The organism is Dokdonella sp. (assembly GCF_044227025.1).
Taxonomy (GTDB): Bacteria; Pseudomonadota; Gammaproteobacteria; order Xanthomonadales; family Rhodanobacteraceae; genus Dokdonella_A.
This window is the reverse complement of the sequence record NZ_JBGAFX010000004.1, coordinates 210155-227086: the sequence shown is the minus strand read 5'-3', so window position 1 is coordinate 227086 and position 16932 is coordinate 210155. Positions and strand designations below refer to the sequence as shown.

Annotated in this window: 16 protein-coding genes; 11 read left to right on the top strand and 5 right to left on the bottom strand. The window is 68.3% G+C overall.

Features of this window, described 5'->3' with window-relative positions:
* Positions 1 to 3: 3 nt before the first annotated feature.
* From ACILRJ_RS11410 to murD, 3 genes are read left to right on the top strand one after another with little or no spacing between them, the layout of a single operon-like run.
* A complete protein-coding gene (locus tag ACILRJ_RS11410) occupies positions 4 to 498 on the top strand; it encodes a hypothetical protein (RefSeq protein WP_395683309.1) in 495 nt (164 codons plus the stop codon).
* Positions 485 to 1873, top strand: a complete 1389-nt coding sequence (gene murL / locus ACILRJ_RS11405) for a UDP-N-acetyl-alpha-D-muramoyl-L-alanyl-L-glutamate epimerase (RefSeq protein WP_395683308.1) — start codon at positions 485 to 487, stop codon at positions 1871 to 1873. The genes ACILRJ_RS11410 and murL overlap by 14 nt, the downstream gene beginning before the upstream one ends.
* Positions 1860 to 3224 carry a UDP-N-acetylmuramoyl-L-alanine--D-glutamate ligase gene (gene murD / locus ACILRJ_RS11400; protein WP_395683307.1) on the top strand — a complete coding sequence of 455 codons (1365 nt, stop codon included), beginning with the start codon at positions 1860 to 1862 and terminating at the stop codon, positions 3222 to 3224. The genes murL and murD overlap by 14 nt, the downstream gene beginning before the upstream one ends.
* Before the next feature lie 18 nt (positions 3225 to 3242).
* On the opposite strand, the gene ACILRJ_RS11395 is transcribed toward murD, so the two are convergent.
* The 3 genes from ACILRJ_RS11395 to ACILRJ_RS11385 all read right to left on the bottom strand — a co-directional run bounded on the left by ACILRJ_RS11395 (position 3243) and on the right by ACILRJ_RS11385 (position 8369).
* A complete protein-coding gene (locus tag ACILRJ_RS11395) occupies positions 3243 to 4811 on the bottom strand; it encodes a hypothetical protein (protein ID WP_395683306.1) in 1569 nt (522 codons plus the stop codon).
* 65 nt (positions 4812 to 4876) lie between these two features.
* Positions 4877 to 7792 carry a protein kinase domain-containing protein gene (locus ACILRJ_RS11390; protein ID WP_395683305.1) on the bottom strand — a complete coding sequence of 972 codons (2916 nt, stop codon included), beginning with the start codon at positions 7790 to 7792 and terminating at the stop codon, positions 4877 to 4879.
* A 1-nt stretch (position 7793) separates the two neighbouring features.
* Complete coding sequence (locus ACILRJ_RS11385) at positions 7794 to 8369, bottom strand: ECF-type sigma factor (protein WP_395683304.1); 576 nt, start codon at positions 8367 to 8369, stop codon at positions 7794 to 7796.
* Positions 8370 to 8521: 152 nt separating this feature from the next.
* Between ACILRJ_RS11385 and ACILRJ_RS11380 the strand changes: the two genes are divergently transcribed.
* A complete protein-coding gene (locus ACILRJ_RS11380) occupies positions 8522 to 9199 on the top strand; it encodes a cytochrome b/b6 domain-containing protein (RefSeq protein ID WP_395683303.1) in 678 nt (225 codons plus the stop codon).
* 36 nt (positions 9200 to 9235) lie between these two features.
* On the opposite strand, the gene ACILRJ_RS11375 is transcribed toward ACILRJ_RS11380, so the two are convergent.
* On the bottom strand, positions 9236 to 9691 hold the full coding sequence (locus ACILRJ_RS11375; RefSeq protein ID WP_395683302.1) for a c-type cytochrome: 456 nt from the start codon (positions 9689 to 9691) through the stop codon (positions 9236 to 9238).
* Between the two features lie 96 nt (positions 9692 to 9787).
* On the opposite strand from ACILRJ_RS11375, the gene ACILRJ_RS11370 reads away from it, so the two are divergent.
* Together ACILRJ_RS11370 and ACILRJ_RS11365 are read left to right on the top strand one after the other, a co-directional pair.
* Entirely contained in the window at positions 9788 to 10576 is a 789-nt protein-coding gene (locus tag ACILRJ_RS11370; protein ID WP_395683301.1) for a dienelactone hydrolase family protein, read from the top strand.
* Positions 10577 to 10591: 15 nt separating this feature from the next.
* Complete coding sequence (locus ACILRJ_RS11365; RefSeq protein WP_395683300.1) at positions 10592 to 11053, top strand: low affinity iron permease family protein; 462 nt, start codon at positions 10592 to 10594, stop codon at positions 11051 to 11053.
* A 102-nt stretch (positions 11054 to 11155) separates the two neighbouring features.
* Here ACILRJ_RS11365 and ACILRJ_RS11360 read toward each other — a convergent pair whose 3' ends face one another.
* Complete coding sequence (locus ACILRJ_RS11360; protein WP_395683521.1) at positions 11156 to 12085, bottom strand: polyprenyl synthetase family protein; 930 nt, start codon at positions 12083 to 12085, stop codon at positions 11156 to 11158.
* 223 nt (positions 12086 to 12308) lie between these two features.
* On the opposite strand from ACILRJ_RS11360, the gene ACILRJ_RS11355 reads away from it, so the two are divergent.
* The 5 genes from ACILRJ_RS11355 (at position 12309) to ACILRJ_RS11335 (ending at position 16928) form a co-directional block, all read left to right on the top strand.
* The gene (locus ACILRJ_RS11355) at positions 12309 to 13112 is read left to right on the top strand and encodes a hypothetical protein (RefSeq protein ID WP_395683299.1); all 804 of its coding nucleotides are present in this window, start codon (positions 12309 to 12311) and stop codon (positions 13110 to 13112) included.
* Positions 13113 to 13257: 145 nt separating this feature from the next.
* Positions 13258 to 13818 (top strand): sigma-70 family RNA polymerase sigma factor, encoded by a 561-nt coding sequence (locus ACILRJ_RS11350; RefSeq protein WP_395683298.1) that lies wholly within the window; start codon positions 13258 to 13260, stop codon positions 13816 to 13818.
* Positions 13815 to 14558 (top strand): anti-sigma factor domain-containing protein, encoded by a 744-nt coding sequence (locus tag ACILRJ_RS11345; RefSeq protein WP_395683297.1) that lies wholly within the window; start codon positions 13815 to 13817, stop codon positions 14556 to 14558. Before ACILRJ_RS11350 ends, ACILRJ_RS11345 begins: the two co-directional genes overlap by 4 nt.
* A 146-nt stretch (positions 14559 to 14704) precedes the next feature.
* Positions 14705 to 15619: an acyl-CoA desaturase gene (locus ACILRJ_RS11340; protein ID WP_395683520.1), complete on the top strand. Its 915-nt coding sequence runs from the start codon at positions 14705 to 14707 to the stop codon at positions 15617 to 15619.
* Between the two features lies 1 nt (position 15620).
* Positions 15621 to 16928, top strand: coding sequence for an NAD(P)/FAD-dependent oxidoreductase (locus ACILRJ_RS11335; protein WP_395683296.1), 1308 nt, complete (start codon positions 15621 to 15623; stop codon positions 16926 to 16928).
* Positions 16929 to 16932: the final 4 nt, after the last annotated feature.

Genomic DNA, 16932 nt, shown 5'->3' with positions numbered 1-16932 from the left:
CGAATGACAACCGTGGCCGGTGGAATGCTGGCGGCTGTTCTCGCCATTTGGTGCGCTGGTGAGTTCTATCGGCTTCATGTCGCCGATTTCCCTTCCTACTTTCCAAAACAGCTCAATGTATGGTGGGTGGGAATTCCGCTGGCGGTGTCCTACGGGGTCGCCTTGTTCCTCGTGACGCGCAGGGACGGCTGGCTTCCTTCGCGCTGGGCACGGCGCAGCCTCGGCGCGTTCCTGGGACGCAGTATTTTCGTCGGGGCGATGATTTATTTCCCGTTGCAGTTCATCGCGGTGCTGCCTCTCGCACTGGCGCCGATGCCGCACTATCAGTCCACGCCCGGTATCTCCGGCACGCTCCTGCTCATGCTGGCAATCCTGGTCCTGGCGATTCTCGTAGTCGGACAGGCCATGGTTCTGGCTGTCGCACGACTGGTGGCGTCGGGCATCGCCCGTGAAGAGCAAAGACTGTTTGGCAGCAAGGATTCCGATGAGCAGCGATAGTCCGCGCGTGGCACGCGCTTTCCGCTTCGTCCGCTGCGACTACGCCGACGGCGTCGCTTCTCTCGTCTATGCGTTCGACGACGGGTCCGAACTCGTCGAGCGCATCGTGTTCCCCGATGCGCCGGCGCTCGCGCCGGAGCGAGCGGCCGCGTTCGATGCGGCGCTTGATCTGCTGCACCTGATCGCCGGGGTCAGCTATTACAAGGCCGGTGTGCCAGGCGAAATCCGCGTCGAGTCGTGCGTGCTCGACGAAGCGGCGGCGGAATTTCTCGAGGCGCTGTATCTGCACGGTCTCGGCGAGTTCGCGTACCACAACAAGCTCGATTTGCGCGGCAGGATCCGGTTTCCAGTGCGGGCGGCTTCGGCCGCGACCGAGGGGGCGAAGGGCATCACGGCTTCCGCCGCTCCCACAGGAGCACTTGCCAGTGCGGGGAGCGGATCGCCCCGGCGCACCCTCGTGCCGATCGGCGGCGGCAAGGATTCGCTGGTCAGCGTCGAAATCCTCAAGGCGGCCGGGGAGGATGCGACCGCGGTGTGGGTCGGCAATTCGCCGCTGATCGCAGCCTGCGCCGCGCGCACCGGGCTGCCGCTGCTGAACATGCGGCGCGAGCTGTCGCCGCTGCTGTTCGAGTACAACAAGCAGGGCGCGTACAACGGGCACATCCCGGTGACCGCGATCAACTCGGCGATCCTCGCGGTCGCGGCCGTCCTGTACGGCTACGACGCGATTGCGTTCTCCAACGAGCGCTCGGCATCGAGTGCGACGCTCGAATACGACGGCCAGGCGGTCAACCACCAGTGGAGCAAGGGCTGGGAGTTCGAGCGACGGTTCGGCGAACTGCTGCACGCACGCGTGGTGCCGGATCTCGACTACTACTCGCTGCTGCGTCCGCTGTCGGAGCTTGCAGTGGCCGAGCGCTTCGCGCGCTCGTCGCGCTACGACGACGTGTTCTCGAGCTGCAACCGCAACTTCCGCATTCTCGGGCCGAAGCCGGCCGACCGCTGGTGCGGGCAGTGCCCGAAGTGCCATTTCGTGTTCCTCGCGCTCGCACCGTTCATGCCCAAGCCGCGCCTGCTCGCGATCTTCGGGCGCAACCTGCTCGATGACGAATCGCTCGCGCCCGCGTTCGATGCGCTGATGGAATACCGCGACCACAAGCCGTTCGAATGCGTCGGCGAGGGCAGCGAGTCGCGCGCTGCGATGGCGGCGCTCGCCGCGCGAGCGGAATGGCGCGAGGACGCGCTGATCGCGCGCTTCGTCGACGAGATCCAACCGCAACTCGGCGACGTTCCCGCGCTGGCGGACCTGCTGGTTCCCGCCGGCGACGATCGCATCCCGCCACGTCTGCGGGGGTTCATCGATGCGCATCGCTGATCTCGCCGGACGTCGCGTCGCGGTGTGGGGCTTCGGGCGCGAAGGCCGCGCTGCGCTCTCCGCGCTGCAGCTGCGCCTGCCGCGGCAGCCGGTGACGCTGTTCTGCAGTGGCTCGGAAGCGGCTTTCGGCCAGGCGGTGCATCCGGCAGCACAGGTCGTCACCGACGCACCGAGCGCGGGGGCGCTGTCCGCGTTCGAGGTCGTGATCAAGTCGCCCGGCATCGGCGCGTATCGACCCGAAATCATCGAGGCGCAGCACAACGGCACGCGTTTCACCTCCGGCACCGCGCTGTGGTTCGCCGAGAACCCCGACGCGCGCGTGATCGGCGTGACCGGTACCAAGGGCAAGAGCACGGTCGCCGCGCTGATCGCGCATCTGCTGCGTTCGCTCGGGCGACGCGTGGCGCTGGCCGGCAACATCGGCTTGCCGCTGCTCGAGTTGCTCGATCCGCCGCAGGCACCGGACTGGTGGGTGGTGGAACTGTCGAGTTTCCAGACGCGCGAAGCCGGTCCGATCGAGGTGGGCGTGATCAACAACGTGTACGAGGAACACCTCGACTGGCACGGCACGCGCGAACGCTACGTCGAGGACAAGCTCGCGCTCGCCGCGGTTTCCCGCACGCTGGTCGTCGGCGCATTGCAGCCGGATCTGCTCAGCCGCACCGGGGTGCACGCGGGTCGCCGCACGTTCGGTGACGCACGAGGGTGGCACGTCAGCGACGGCACGATCGCGCGCGACGGACAGGCGGCGTTCGCGCTTGCCCGATCGCCGCTGCCGGGCCCGCACAACGCGCTGAACCTGTGCGCCGCACTCGCCACGCTCGATGCCGCGGACGAGGATGCGCGCGCGGCAGCGCCGGCGATCGCGACATTCCGTCCGCTGCCGCACCGGCTGCAGACACTCGGCGTGCATGATGGCATCACATTCGTCGACGACAGCATCGCGACCACGCCGCAGGCGACGCTCGAAGCGCTCGCGAGTTTTCACGGCCATGCGATGAGCGTGCTGGTCGGTGGCCACGACCGCGGCCTCGACTGGCAGCCGTTCGCCGACGCGGTGCGTGCGCAACCGCCGCACGCGATCATCACGATGGGTGCGAACGGTCCGCGCATTGCCGCGTTGCTGGACGAAACCGGCGGCGCCTACGTGCGGCAATCGGCGGCGACGCTCGCCGAAGCGTTCGCGCTCGCGCGCGCGGCGACGCCGCCGGGAGGCGTCGTGCTGCTCTCGCCCGGCGCGCCGAGCTTCGACCAGTTCAAGGACTACGCCGAGCGCGGCTGCGCGTTCGCGCAGCTCGCGGGTTTCGATCCGGCGGCGATCGGACGCATCGAGGGCCTCGGCATCCTCTGATGCTCGAGGCCGGTCGGTTCAGTCGAACCCGTCCCGGAAGATCGTGTCGGCGGGGATGTACCACGGCGGGTCGCCGCCATTGAGGATGCGCAGCTTGGCGACGAACGTGTCGAGGTGCCCATCGGCGTTCGTGACGAACTCGCCGACGACGTAGAGGTTGGTGTCGGACGCGGCCGTGATGCCGGCCTGGATCACGCCACTCCATGCGAGCGCGTGGGTCGCGGGCGATCCGTCGTAGTCGGGCACCGCGTGGCGCACCCAGCCTTCGCTGCCGAACGCGGGTTGCGGCTGGTAGGCATTGAGGATCGACTGACCGTTGCTGACCCCGACGACGATGCTGTTCCAGTCGCTGCCGCAGCTGTTCGCCGCCGTGCAGTCCCTTGCGCCGCCGATCACCATGAGATCGAGTGCGCCGGGAAGGCGCTGGCCATCGAGCGCCGCCACCGCGGTGTCGGCCGCCGCACCGATCGGGTAGAACCACAGCGGCGTCATCGCGTTTGCCGAGGTCGTCGCGATCACCGGCAGCCGTCGTACGTTGCCGCCGAAGGTTCCGTTCTCCGCGTCGCCGAACAACACGAAGTGTCCAGGCTGCGCCTCGGTACGGATCTGCCAGAAATCGCTCTGGCGCTGCTGCCAGTAACCCGCGGGCATGCCGACGTCGTAGTCATGGTTGAGTCCGCCGCTGGCGAGATCGGCGTAGTTCTGCATGCCCCAAAGCTGCGCTTGGCCGTCGCCAGACAGGTCGGCACTGCCGACAGTCAGCACATGTGCGCCGACATCGGAGACGGCACCGTGGACGATTCCGTCGGAGCTGAAGCTGCTGCCGTTCGAGTAGAGGCTCCAGAGCATTCCTCCTGCGCTAGTGCAGAAGAATCCGGGCCGCGCCGGACCGTAGGAACCGCCGTTGAATTCGGCGGTGGCGACGTAGCGCTGCTGGAATTGGTCGTCGGAATTGTAGTTGGCGATGTCTCCGACGAGCACGATGCCGCCCTCCGCAGTGAGGATCAGGCGCTGCGCGCGATTCTCGCGATAGGTCGTGTTGCAGCTGCCATTGCCGTTGCTGAGGTCGACCCAGCGCTGGTTCGGCGATTCGTCGCCACCGACATTCTTCGGTTGCCCGTCGGCGGTGAATACCTCGATGAAGAAGTCCTTGCTGTCGTCGTCGGGGCCGAGGTAGTCGTCGGCATAGCCGATGACGATGTCGCCGTTGGGCATGACGACCATGCCGCCGTAGCTGGCCACGTTCGAGCGGGCCGAGAACGCGACGCCGTTCGCGCCGAAGGTGGGATCGATCTGGCCGTTCATCGTCAGGCGCGTGATCTCGACGTAGCGGCCAGCCGGACCGGCGACGAGGATCCACTTGGGGCCGAAGGCGCCGCCGCCGAGGTCTCCCTGCACGATGCGGATCGTGCGGCCGCTGTCGTCCGTCGTCGCGCCGAGGCGGTCGTCGTAGTAGAGGCGAACGAAGCCGTTGTCGCCGAAGGCCGGGTCGATCGAGCCCGGCGGCAGCGGGACGGCCTTGCCGGGTGCGGCAACCAGGGTGAGCGCGAACATGCACAGGGCGAAGCTGAAGCGTGTAAAGGTCATGATGGTGTCCTCCGTGGACTACCCTTCACGCACTGCAGCGCAAAACCCTGACACGCCGGTCGCGATCAGTTGCGGATCGCCATTTCCCGGCGCAGGGCAGGCCGGTACGGCGCCCCAAGCTTGTCGATCAACGGATCCACGGACCGCCGAAGCGCAGCGGCTTCCTCGTCACGTCCCAGCGCAGCCAGGGTTGCGACGCGGCTCGCCTGCACCTCGAGCACGCGCGGATCGCCCGGCGGATGTGGCGGCGAACGTACCTTCAGCGCTTCGTCGAGCAGCTGCAGCGACGCATCCGCCATCCCTCTGGCCAGCTTCGCGCGCGCGAGGGCGTACAGCGAGGCGCCCAGCCGGAAGTTGCCGGGCACGAAGGAGCGACGCGCCAGCGCGAGCGCATCGCTGGCGATGGATTCGGCCTTGCGCGCATCCCCGGCTTCGAGCTCGGCCAGGCTGAGCTGGGCGAGCACGTTCGCGCGGACGGGGTCGGGCTTCGACGAGTCGGGCTCGGTCGGCGCCAGTGCCGCGGCAGACGCGCGCAACTCGACCAGCGCCTCGTCATTGCGGCCTTGCACGCGCAGGAGGTTGCCGAGGCGGGCGCGGGTGTCGTTGAGCCACTGCGACCTCGCGAGTTCATGCGCGCTGGTGATCGCATAGGCCGCGCGCATCGCGACCTCGGCTTCGGCATGGCGGCCCTGCAGCTGCAGCGTGTAGCCGAGGTGCAGCAGGGCGTCCGCACTGTCGCTGCCGCCTGGCGTGCCGTTGGCCTTGTCCGCCAGTTGCAACGATTCCCGGAACGCGGCTTCGGCCTCGCCGAAACGACCCAGCTCGCGCAGGTCGGCAGCGAGGAACTTGGCGTGGCTGCTGAGCTGGCCGGGATTGGAATCCTTGAGCGCGGCGCGCTCGACGTCGAGCAGCGCGCCGCGTTCGCGCACCGCTTCGTCGAATCGACCGGCCAGCTCCGCGACGCGGATCAGGTTCGAGCGGGTGGTCCAGGTCTGGATGTTGTCCGGGCCGTAGAGGCGGGTTGCGAGCTCGACGCATTCGCGCAGCGTCGGTTCTGCTGCGGCGAGATCCTGCTCATGCAGTTGCGCCACGCCGAGCCGGCTGGACGCATCCAGCAGGCGCGTGTCCGAGCGCGTCGGCAACGCGCGCAGGATGCCGACCGCACGGGTGATCGCGGCGATTCCTTCCGGCCCGCGCGCGCTGTTCTCGAGGATCTTGCCCTGCAGGACGTAATCGTCGGCCACCTCGTTCGAGACTTCGCCGAATCGCGCGCGATCGTCGTCGAGCAGTCCTTGCAGCATCGGGGAAGCGGTCCGATAGTCCTGGCTCGCGACGAGCGCGCCGATTTCCGTGCGCCGGGCATCGAGTGCTTCGGCCTGTCCATCCTCGCCGGCCTCGATGGCCAGCGACCGCGCTTCCCGCGCATGGCGAAGGGCCTCGGGAAAGGAGCGAAGCTCGCTCGCGACGCGCGCCATCACGATCCGGCTGCGTGCCCGCACTGCAGGCGGTGCGGAGGCACCGAGGCCGATCGCGCGTGTCGCGACCGTGCCTGCACGATCGTAGTCGCCGATGTCCCAGTACAGGCCGGCGACGAGGTTGAGCATTTCGACCTGCGAGGAAACGTTGGCCAGTTGGGCTGCCTGGCGTTCGCCGCGCTCGAGCAGTTCGTGCGCCGTGAACGGTCGGCCATTGTTCTCGTCGGGACTCGCCTGGGCGAAGACCCCGGCGAGGAAGGCCTGTGCGGTGCGTGCGCGTTGCGCCTGGCTGCGCGCCGCGTCGGCCTGGTGCCGGCTGAAGATCGCCGCGGCGATCGACACGACGACCACCAGGGACGCGGCGGACAGCAGGTATCGATGTCGCCGGGCGAACGTGTAGGCGCGATAGCCGGTACTCGCTCGCCGCGCAACAATCGCACGGCCTTCGATGTGGCGGCGTACATCGTCGGCCAGTGCATCCACACTCGGATAGCGCCGCTCCGGATCGTGCTGCAACGCGCGTCGCGTGATGATGTCGAGGTCGCCGCGCAACAGGCGTGGCGGAATGGCGGTGGCCACGCCGGCGAGTGCCCGCACGCTGGGTGCGGTGACTTCGTCCACTGCCGCGCCGCCGTGGCGACCGGTCGTCGCACAGGTGCCAGTCAACAGTTCGTACAGCAGGGCGCCGAGCGCGTAGACGTCGGCGGCGGTTCCGACCACGCCGCCTTCGCGCTGCTCGGGCGCGGCGTACGAAGGCGTGAACGGTCCCGCACGAGTCGCGGTGCCGCCGTCGCCGTCGCCGTCAGCGAGCAGCTTGGCGATACCGAAATCGAGCAGCTTCACGATGCCCTCGCGCGTGACGAGGATGTTCGCCGGCTTGATGTCCCGATGCACGACGAGCTGGCGATGGGCGTGTGCGACGGCGTCGCAGACATCCAGGAATATCCGCAGCCGATCCGCCAGCGGCAACGGGTTCGCCCGCATGTGCTCGGACAGCCGGACGCCATCGACGAAATCCATGACCAGGAACGGCCGCCCGTCCGCGCTCATGCCGCCGTCGAGCAGGCGCGCGATGCCGGGATGATCGAGTTGCGCTAGCACGCGACGCTCGCGCAGGAAGCGCGCCACGATCGGTTCGGAATCCATGCCACGCTTGATGAGCTTCAGCGCGCCGCGCTGGAGGAAGCGGTCGCCGTCGCGCTCGACCAGGTAGACGATGCCCATGCCGCCGCGGCCGAGTTCGCGGATCACGCGCCAATCGCCGAACGCGTGGTCGGGCAGCGGAATGTGCGCTTCGCCGTCATCCATCGCGAGGGCGTCGCGCTGGTCGAATGCCGCTGCTTCAAACGAGTCGCCGCGCGCGTCCGCGCGCAGCAGCGCCTCGACCTCGGCGCGCAGCGATGCATCGGTGCACAGCTCGCGCAGCCGCTGCGCGCGCGAGCCCGCCGGCAGGTCGACCAGCACATCGAACAATTCGCCGATCCGGCGAAAGCGCGACGCATCCATCCTAGCCGACCCCTGCCGCGTCGAGATGCCCGATCAGGAACGCGCGCGCCTTGCGCCAGTCGCGGTAGGCCGTCCGTTCGTTGACCTCCAGCACGTGCGCGACTTCGGTCATGCTCATGCCGGCGAATACATGCATCTCGACCAGACGCGCGAGGCGCTCGTCGAGGCGTTCGAGTTCGGTCAATGCATGCTCGACCGAAAGAAGGTCGAACGGAGCGGCTTCACCCGACGCGGCATTCAGGCCGTCCAGCGTGACGAGTGGAACGCCTTCGCCGCGCTTGTCGGCGAGGCGCCGGCGCGCGCGGTCGACGAGGACCTGGCGCATCGCGCGGGCAGCGAGCGCGCGCAGGTAGGCGGGATCCTTGTCGCGCGCTTCGTCGCGAACGCGGATCTTGAGGAATACTTCATGCACCAGCGCGGTGGTATCGATGGTCTCCGCGCGCGGACTGTTGCGGCGCGCGCGATGGGCGATCCGCTTCAGCTCGTCGTACGCCAGCGCGAACAGGTCGGCCTGCGCCGACGCGTCCGCGGTCTCCGCGGCGGATGCGCCGGGCGCGCCCTGTTTTCCCCGATCCATCAACGGCACAGACGCACTCTCCCGGCGCATGAATCGACTATAGGATCAAAGCCGCGCAGCGGCAACGCGCGACCGGTGCGCGGTGTCCATGCGTCGTTGATCGCGTGAGTCCGCGACGCGCTGCGGCTATGCTCGTGCGCATGGAACAGCCGATGACGCACCCAGCGAACGACTCCCACCGCGTGTGGGACCTGCCGACCCGCCTGTTCCACTGGCTGCTGGTCGCGTTGGTCGCGTTGCAATACGCGAGCGGCGAGTTCGGCTGGCCGTCGATGCAGTGGCACTACCTGTGCGGCTACGCGACGCTCGCGCTGATCGCGTTCCGCCTGCTGTGGGGCTTGTGCGGCTCGCAGACGAGCCGCTTCGGCGAATTCGTGCGCGGCCCCCGCGCGGTGTGGCGTTACGTTGCCGGCCTTGCGCGCGGTGATGCGACGCATGGCGCGGGACACAACCCGCTCGGCGGCTGGTCGGTCGTGCTGATGCTCGCGTCGATTGCGTTGCAGGCGACCAGCGGCCTGTTCGCGAGCGACGACATCAGCGAGGAAGGGCCGTTGGTTGCGCGTGTATCCGCTGCGACCGTGGCGTGGATGACGCGCATCCACCTGTGGAACCGCTACGTGCTGCTTGCGCTGATCGTGCTGCACCTCGTCGCGATCGCGTCGTACGGGGTCCTGCGCGGCAACAACCTCGTCCTGCCGATGCTGTCCGGACATGCGCGTGGTGTGCGCGCGCAGTCGTTGCGGTTTGCGCCGGGTTGGCTCGCGCTGCTGCTGTTCGCGCTTGCAGCGGCAGCGGTGTGGGCGCTGGTGGCGTGGGGCGAGGCCGCCTGACGCGCGCCTCGTTTCCCCAGCGCCCGGTCCCCGGCGTCAATCCTCGCTGCGGTACTTGTCGTGGCAGGCCTTGCAGGTGCCCGCGGTCTGCTTGAACTGCTCTTTCATTCTTGCCTCGTCACCCGATTTGGCGGCGTCGGCGAGCAGCTTCGACTGCTTGACGAGGTCGTCCATCTTCAGCTTGAAGTCGTCCATGTTCTTCCAGATATCGGGCTTCGCCTCGGTCGTCGCGCCGGTATCGGAGCCTTCGGGGAACCCTTCCAGCAACTGCGGCGCGATCAGGGCGACGCGCTCGGCGCGGCGTGCGAACTCGGCCGCGTCCCACGGCGTCTTGCCGCGCACCATCTGCGCCATCGGACCGAAGTTCCAGCCGAGCATCGTGTAGCCGGCCTGGCGATAGGCGATCGCGGTTTCCGGTTTGACCGCCGCGGTCGCGATGGCGGCAGTGCCGAGCGCGGCAGCGGTAGCGAGGATCAGGCTGGGGCGACGCATCGGCGACTCCGGTCGGTGGGGTTGCGCGCCAGTCTAGCAGCCGTTGCCACGGGTACAGGTCTATCATGTGTTTCCCTGTCGCAGCCGGAGCCGCCCATGATCCGTTCATTTGCCGTCGCCTTCGCACTCCTGTTCGCGCTGCCGCTGCAGGCGGCGATGGTCAGCCGGCCGATCGACTATGCGGTCGGCGGCAAGAAGATGCAGAGCGTGCTCGTCTACGACGATGCCGCGAAGACCGCGCGCCCGGGCATCGTGATGACGCCCGACTGGCTCGGCATCACGCCGGACAACCTCGCGCTGGCGAAACGGATCGCCGGCAAGGACTACGTGATCCTCGTCGCCGACGTCTACGGCATCGAGGTGCGACCGAAGGATCCGAAGGAGGCCGGCGCCGCGACTGAAGCGATGTACAAGGACCGCAACGTCCTGCGCGCGCGCATCGATGCGGCACTCGCACAGCTCAAGGCGCAGGCGGGCAAGGCGCCGCTCGACGGCCGGCACTGGGGCGCGATCGGCTTCTGCTTCGGCGGCGCGACGACGCTCGATCTCGCGCGCAGCGGGGCCGATGTCGCCGGGGTCGTCTCGTTCCACGGCAACCTCTCGACCGACGATCCTTCGCTCGCGAAGAACATCAAGGCAAAGGTGCTGGTGCTGCATGGCGCCGACGACAAGTTCGAATCGCCCGAACAGATCGCCGGCTTCCAGCAGGAGATGCGCGAGGCGAAGGTCGACTGGCAGTTCATCGCCTACGGCGGCGCGGTGCACTGTTTCGCGATCCCCGGCGCGCACGGCACGGTGCCCGGTTGCGAGTACAACGAGCGCACGGCGAAGCGCGCTTTTGCACAGATGCACGCCTTTTTCGCCGAAGCTTTCGCGGCGAATTGACCCCGGCGCATGCGCATGGCCAGGCGAAAATCAGCCTTCACCCGTTTCGCCACGGCCGCCTCGCGCGCCACCGGGCGCCCGGCGACGTTCGTCCTTGCCGTCTCGATCGTCGCCGTGTGGGCCGTCACCGGGCCGCTGTTCGGCTTCAGCGACACCTGGCAGCTCGTCATCAACACCGGCACCACGATCATCACGTTCCTGATGGTGTTCCTGATCCAGAACACGCAGAACCGCGATTCGGAAGCGATGCACGTGAAGATGGACGAACTGATCCGCGCGATGAACGGCGCGCACAACGCGCTGCTGGATCTCGAGGAACTGGACGACAAGGAACTGGACCAGGCGCGTGACCGTTACCGCAGGCTGGCCGAAAGGGCGCGCTCGGACATCGAGAAAGGCGGACGCGACATCGGTTGCAACGATGATGTCGAAGACGACGAGGCGGAGGCGCGTCCGCGGGCGCGCCCCGAGAGCTGAGCGCACGGGATATCGCGGCTGAAGTGGCTGCTTGCGTCGCCCACGGGGGAGCAACCGGCTACGACCGATCCCTGGCGCACCCCGGGCGTCGCGCCGACCGCCCTAGCGGGTGCGATCGACCGCGTAGTCCGCCAGCACTGCCAGCGCGTCGCGTGCGTCCGACGGTGGCAGCGGCGCGAGCGCGTCGCGCGCGGAGTCGGAATAGCGGTGCGCGCGTTCACGCGACGCGGCGAGTGCATCCGTTGCATGGATCGCGGCGAGCACGTCGTCGAGGCGATCGAGGCCACCGGCGCGGATTGCGTCCTTGAGCATCCGTGCCTGCGCCGGGGCGCTGCGTTCGATCGCGACGATCAGCGGCAGGGTCGGCTTGCCCTCGGCGAGGTCGTCGCCGATGTTCTTGCCGAGCGTGTCCGCGTCGGATGCGTAGTCGAGCACGTCGTCGGCGATCTGGAATGCGTAGCCGAGATCGAGGCCGTAGCGCGCCAGCGCTTCCTCCTGCGCGGTCGATGCGCCGGCGATCACGCCGCCAAGGCGCGTCGCCGCGGCGAACAGCACCGCGGTCTTGCGTTCGATCACGTCGAGGTAGGCCTGCTCGTGCGTGTCCGGGTTGCCGATGTTGAGCAACTGCAGCACCTCGCCTTCGGCGATGCGGTTGGTGGTGTCGGCGAGGATGCGCATCACGCGCATGCTGTCGAGCTCGACCATCATCTGGAACGAGCGCGAGTAGAGGAAATCCCCGACCAGCACGCTCGCCGCATTGCCCCATACCGCGTTCGCGGTCTTGCGGCCGCGGCGCAGGTCCGACTCGTCGACCACGTCGTCGTGCAACAGGGTCGAGGTGTGGATGAACTCGATCAGCGCGGCGAGTTGCAGGTGGTCGTGTCCGGCGTAACCGGCCGCGCGCGCGGCGATCAGGTGCAGCATCGGCCGCAGGCGCTTGCCGCCGTTGCCGATGATGTACTCGGCGATCTGGTTGATCAGCACCACGTCGGAGGCAAGCCGCGTGCGGATCAGCGTGTCGACCGCAGCCATGTCGGCGGCGGCGAACGCCTGCACGTCGGTCAGGCGCGCGATGCGCGGCGGGGTATTCAACGGGGCGGCGGAACTCAAGGTCGGCGACGTCCGGACGGCAGGAGAACGGCGAGTATAACGGCGCGCGTGCTTTTGCCATGCGGTGCGCTGTTCAAGGGCTGGAAGCTGCATCCGTGCGCCGGCTGGAACCGTATACCCGGCAAGACAGCGGCGGAGACAGCCAGTGAACGCGGCAACCCGACTCGAACGCGCGGCGCATGGCGTGCTGGCCATTGCCGTGCTGCTATGCCTTCCGTGGTCGCCGCACGCGTCCGCCGCGGACCGTTACGAAGGCATCGCGTACGCGAAAGCGGATGGCGAACTGCTGTACCGTGAACTCCACCTGCGCTACGAGGAGAAGGGCGCGTCCGGGCGCGTGGTCCTCTATCGCTGCCCCGATGGGACGCCATTCGCACGCAAGCGTTTGCGCGTCGCAAGCGACGCCTCGGCACCCGAATTCGAGTTCGTCGACGGTCGTGACGGCTATCGCGAAGGCGTGCGTGGAGAGGGCGATCGGCGCGAGGTGTTCGTGCAGGCGGGCCGGGAGGAAGAAACGCAGCGGCGCATGGTGCGCATCGGGCCGGACGGCGTCGTCGACGCCGGCTTCGACGCGCTGATCAGGCAGCGCTGGGACGACCTGCTCGCCGGGAATCCGGTCACTGCCGCGTTCCTGCTGCCGAGCCGGTTCGATTTCCTCGGCGTCAGCATCAGCAGGGTAGCGTCCGCGGAAGGCGACGATTCGCTGCTGCGGCTGCGCATGAAACTCGATGCATGGTACGGCTTTGCAGTGCCGCAAACCGATCTCGCCTACCGCGCGAGCGACCGCTGGCTGCTGCGTTTCGAAGGCATCGGCAGCATCCGCGACGGGCGCGGGCGCAATCAGGCGGTGCGCATCGAGTTCCCACCGGAGCTGTACGCCGCAAGCGTCGATCGGGCCGAAGTGGATACGGCCCTCGCGCGGCCGCTGGATGGGCGGTGCAATGGCTGACGGCATGCAAGGGGGCTGCGCGGCACGGTCGCGTCAAGGGTCGGCCAACGCGCCGCTGTACCGCAGTGCCCGTGCATGGCATAACATCGCCTGCGGGCCGTGGCGGAAGCGCGGCTGCCGCGGCATGTACCGTCAAGGGCGCAGGATGACCGAACGAAGCGGAGCGGTGGAGAACGCGGATCGAATGCTGGCGCGCGTCGCGCTCGGCGACAGGCAGGCGTTCGAGTCGCTCTACCAGACCACATCCGCAACCTTGCTCGGCATCTGCATGCGCCTGCTTGCCGATCGCGCCGAGGCGGAAGACGTGCTGCAGGAAGTGTACGTCGCCGCCTGGGGCAAGGCCGCGCAATTCGATGCCTCGCGCGCAAGCGCGCTGACCTGGCTCGGTACCATCGCCCGCCATCGCGCGATCGACCGGCTGCGCGCGCTGCCGGCGGCGGCGAACCGTGCGCCGATCGAAGCGATCGAGGCGACCCCGGACGATGCTCCATCGCCCGCGGCGCGTGCCGAGGCTGCCGGCGAGCATGCGCGCCTGGATGACTGCCTCGACCAGCTCGAGCCGCGCCGTCAGACGCTGATTCGCACCGCATTCTTCGACGGCGCGACCTACGAGGAACTCGCCGGGCGCTCGGGTTCGCCGCTCGGTTCGATCAAGAGCTGGATCCGCCGTGGCCTGGCGCAGCTGAAGGCGTGCCTCGAACAATGAACGCAGCCGACGATCGCCTCGACGACAGCGGCCACGGCGACGACCTCCGTGCCGGCGAGTATGTGCTCGGCGTGCTTGATGCCACCGCCCGCCGGCAGGCGCAGGCGCGTATCGCGGCGGACCCCGCATTCGCACAGCTCGTGCAGGCATGGGATGAGCGCCTCGCGCCCTGGCTCTTGCGAGTGGAGCCCGTCGTGGTCTCGGCGCACGTATGGCCCCGCATCCGCACGCAACTCGGCTGGCCTTCGGTCGGGGCGGCGCGACCGGGCCTGTGGAACAACATCGCGTTCTGGCGCGCGGCGACCGCTCTCGCCGCTGCCGCTGGCTTCGCGGCGGTCGTCATCGGCCTGCAACCGCGGAAGCCGCCGGCGCCGTTGCCGCCGGTCGCCGAGGAGCAGGCCGCGAAGCCGGTGACCGTGCTCGCGCACGACGACGGCAGCACCGGCTGGCTCGCGTCAATCGACCTGTCGCACGGCAAGGTCCTGATGGTTCCGGTGCCGACTACCGCCGACGCGAGCGGACGCGTGAATGAACTGTGGATCATTCCGGCGGGCAAGGCGCCGTTGTCGCTCGGGTTCGTCTCAAACGAGAAGGCGCACACGATCGCGGTGCCCGAACCGTTGCGGCGCGAGCTGGCCGTCGGTGCGACGCTCGCGATCACGCTCGAACCGTCGGTCGGATTGCCGCATGCCGCACCCAGCGGTCCGGTGGTCGCGAAGGGCGGCATCCGGCAGATTTGATCCACGACTGCATCCGTCCGCGCACTCGGTCCGTATAGACGGTACCGAGTGGAGTCACGGAGCGATGCATGTCCAGCGAATCCTGCACGAATGCCGACTGCGGCGCGCCGGCAGTCGGCGCGCCAGCGCCGGGTGCGCGCACTGCGATGGCCCGCCTGCGCCGCTGGGTCGACACCCGGGTCGACGACGACGCCGACCCGGAGCCTGCGGACGCCCAACGCATCGACTGGCTGCGTGCACTGCCGTTCCTCGCGATGCACGTCGCCTGCGCCGGCGTGCTCTGGGTCGGCGTGTCGGCGGTCGCGTTGTGGACCGCGGCCGCGCTGTATGCATTGCGCATGTTCGCGCTGACCGCGTTCTACCATCGCTATTTCTCGCACCGGACGTTCAGTGCCTCGCGCGGCGTGCAGTTCACCTTCGCGCTGATCGGTGCTTCGTGCGTGCAGCGCGGGCCGTTGTGGTGGGCCGCGCACCATCGCAATCACCATCGGCACGCCGACACTGCCCTTGATCCGCATTCGCCGACCCTGCGCGGGTTCCTGTGGAGCCATGCCGGGTGGTTCCTGACGCGCGCGGCGTTCCGCACGGACTGGGCACGCGTACCGGATTTCGCGAAGTATCCCGAGCTGCGCTGGCTCGACCGCTATGACACCGTCGTGCCGGTCGTGCTTGCCGTCCTGCTGTACGTGTTCGGCGCGTGGCTCGAGACAGCCGTGCCGGAGGCCGGCACCAGCGGAGCGCAGATGCTGGTATGGGGATTCTTCGTCTCGACCGTGGCGCTTTTCCATGCGACGGTCACGATCAACTCGCTCGCCCATCGCGTCGGTTCGCGTCGCTTCGATACCGCGGACGACAGCCGCAACAATGCGTGGCTGGCCCTGATCACGTTCGGCGAAGGCTGGCACAACAACCACCATTTCTTCCCGGGCACCGTCCGCCAGGGATTCCGCTGGTGGGAACTCGACATCACCTGGTACCTGCTGCGCGGGCTGGCCGCATTCGGGCTCGTGCGAAACCTCAAGCCGATTCCGGCATGGGTCGCGGCGAAGGGGCGCGGCTGACATGCGCATCGCGATCGTCGGATCAGGCATTGCGGGTCTCGCCAGCGCCTGGCTGCTCTCGAAGCGCCACGAGGTCGTGCTGTTCGAGGCGAACGACTACCTCGGCGGGCATACGCATACCCACGAGATCGAACTGGATGGTCGATGCCATCGCGTCGACACCGGCTTCATCGTGCACAACCGACAGCACTATCCGCTGCTGACGCGCCTGTTCGACGAGCTCGGCGTCGAAACGAAACCGACCACGATGAGTTTTTCCGTACACAGCGAAGCGAGCGGCGTCGAGTACAGCGCGACCTCGCTGGATACGCTGTTCTGCCAGCGCTCCAACCTCGTCTCGCGCCGCTTCCTCGGCATGCTGGCCGACCTCGTGCGGTTTTACCGCCTCGCGCCACACCTTCTGGAAGGGTCCGATGCAGGTCCCACGCTGGGCGAGTTCCTGGCCGAGCATCGTTTCGGTACCGCGTTCCGCGACGAGCACCTGGTGCCAATGGCCTCGGCCCTCTGGTCGTCGCCGCCCGAGAGGATTCTCGAGTTTCCCGCGCGCTACCTTGCGCACTTCATGGCGAACCACCAGATGCTGCAGGTGCGCGGTCGCCCGCAGTGGCGCGTCGTCGTCGGCGGATCCTCCGCATACGTGCAGGCGATGCGTCACGCCTGGCGAGTCGATGAGCGTCCCGGCACGCCGGTCCTGCGCGTTGCCCGCGACGCCGAGGGCGTGGAGGTGTTCGCTGCAGGCACGGTCGAACGCTTTGACCAGCTCGTCCTCGCCTGCCACAGCGACCAGGCACTGGCGCTGCTGGCGGACGCGAACGAGAGCGAGCAGGAAGTGCTCGGCGCGATTCCCTACCAGTCCAACGAAGTCGTGCTGCATACGGACGCTTCGCTGCTGCCGTGCAACCGCAAGGCATGGGCCGCATGGAACGCGCACGTGCCGCGCGACCGCGACGCCGCATGCTCGGTCAGCTATTGCATGAACCTGCTGCAGGGCATCGACTCGCCGGTGCCGCTGGTGGTCAGCCTCAATCGCACGGCCGCCATCGATCCGGCACGCATCCTGCGTCGCCTGCATTACATGCACCCGGTCTACACGCGCGCCTCGGTCGCGGCGCAGGCGCGCAGGGCAGAACTGCAGGGCCATCGGCGCACCTGGTTCGCCGGTGCGTACTGGGGGTGGGGTTTCCACGAGGATGGCATGCGCAGTGCCGTCGAAGTGGCGCACGCGCTCGGCGTCCATTGGACTGCACCCGTGACAGCCACGGCCACCGGTACGCATTCGGCCGCAGCGCCGGCCTGGTCGCGCGCATGAGCAC

What these genes read in the sequence shown, in the direction of transcription:
- ACILRJ_RS11375 (WP_395683302.1), bottom strand. Translation starts at nt 9,691, where the DNA reads ATGCGTCGCCCCAGCCTGATCCTCGCTACCGCTGCCGCGCTCGGCACT.
- ACILRJ_RS11395 (WP_395683306.1), bottom strand. Translation starts at nt 4,811, where the DNA reads ATGACCTTTACACGCTTCAGCTTCGCCCTGTGCATGTTCGCGCTCACC.
- ACILRJ_RS11380 (WP_395683303.1), top strand. Translation starts at nt 8,522, where the DNA reads ATGACGCACCCAGCGAACGACTCCCACCGCGTGTGGGACCTGCCGACC.
- ACILRJ_RS11365 (WP_395683300.1), top strand. Translation starts at nt 10,592, where the DNA reads ATGGCCAGGCGAAAATCAGCCTTCACCCGTTTCGCCACGGCCGCCTCG.
- ACILRJ_RS11345 (WP_395683297.1), top strand. Translation starts at nt 13,815, where the DNA reads ATGAACGCAGCCGACGATCGCCTCGACGACAGCGGCCACGGCGACGAC.
- ACILRJ_RS11410 (WP_395683309.1), top strand. Translation starts at nt 4, where the DNA reads ATGACAACCGTGGCCGGTGGAATGCTGGCGGCTGTTCTCGCCATTTGG.
- ACILRJ_RS11385 (WP_395683304.1), bottom strand. Translation starts at nt 8,369, where the DNA reads ATGGATCGGGGAAAACAGGGCGCGCCCGGCGCATCCGCCGCGGAGACC.
- ACILRJ_RS11360 (WP_395683521.1), bottom strand. Translation starts at nt 12,085, where the DNA reads ATGGCTGCGGTCGACACGCTGATCCGCACGCGGCTTGCCTCCGACGTG.
- murD (WP_395683307.1), top strand. Translation starts at nt 1,860, where the DNA reads ATGCGCATCGCTGATCTCGCCGGACGTCGCGTCGCGGTGTGGGGCTTC.
- ACILRJ_RS11370 (WP_395683301.1), top strand. Translation starts at nt 9,788, where the DNA reads ATGATCCGTTCATTTGCCGTCGCCTTCGCACTCCTGTTCGCGCTGCCG.
- murL (WP_395683308.1), top strand. Translation starts at nt 485, where the DNA reads ATGAGCAGCGATAGTCCGCGCGTGGCACGCGCTTTCCGCTTCGTCCGC.
- ACILRJ_RS11350 (WP_395683298.1), top strand. Translation starts at nt 13,258, where the DNA reads ATGACCGAACGAAGCGGAGCGGTGGAGAACGCGGATCGAATGCTGGCG.
- ACILRJ_RS11340 (WP_395683520.1), top strand. Translation starts at nt 14,705, where the DNA reads ATGGCCCGCCTGCGCCGCTGGGTCGACACCCGGGTCGACGACGACGCC.
- ACILRJ_RS11390 (WP_395683305.1), bottom strand. Translation starts at nt 7,792, where the DNA reads ATGGATGCGTCGCGCTTTCGCCGGATCGGCGAATTGTTCGATGTGCTG.
- ACILRJ_RS11335 (WP_395683296.1), top strand. Translation starts at nt 15,621, where the DNA reads ATGCGCATCGCGATCGTCGGATCAGGCATTGCGGGTCTCGCCAGCGCC.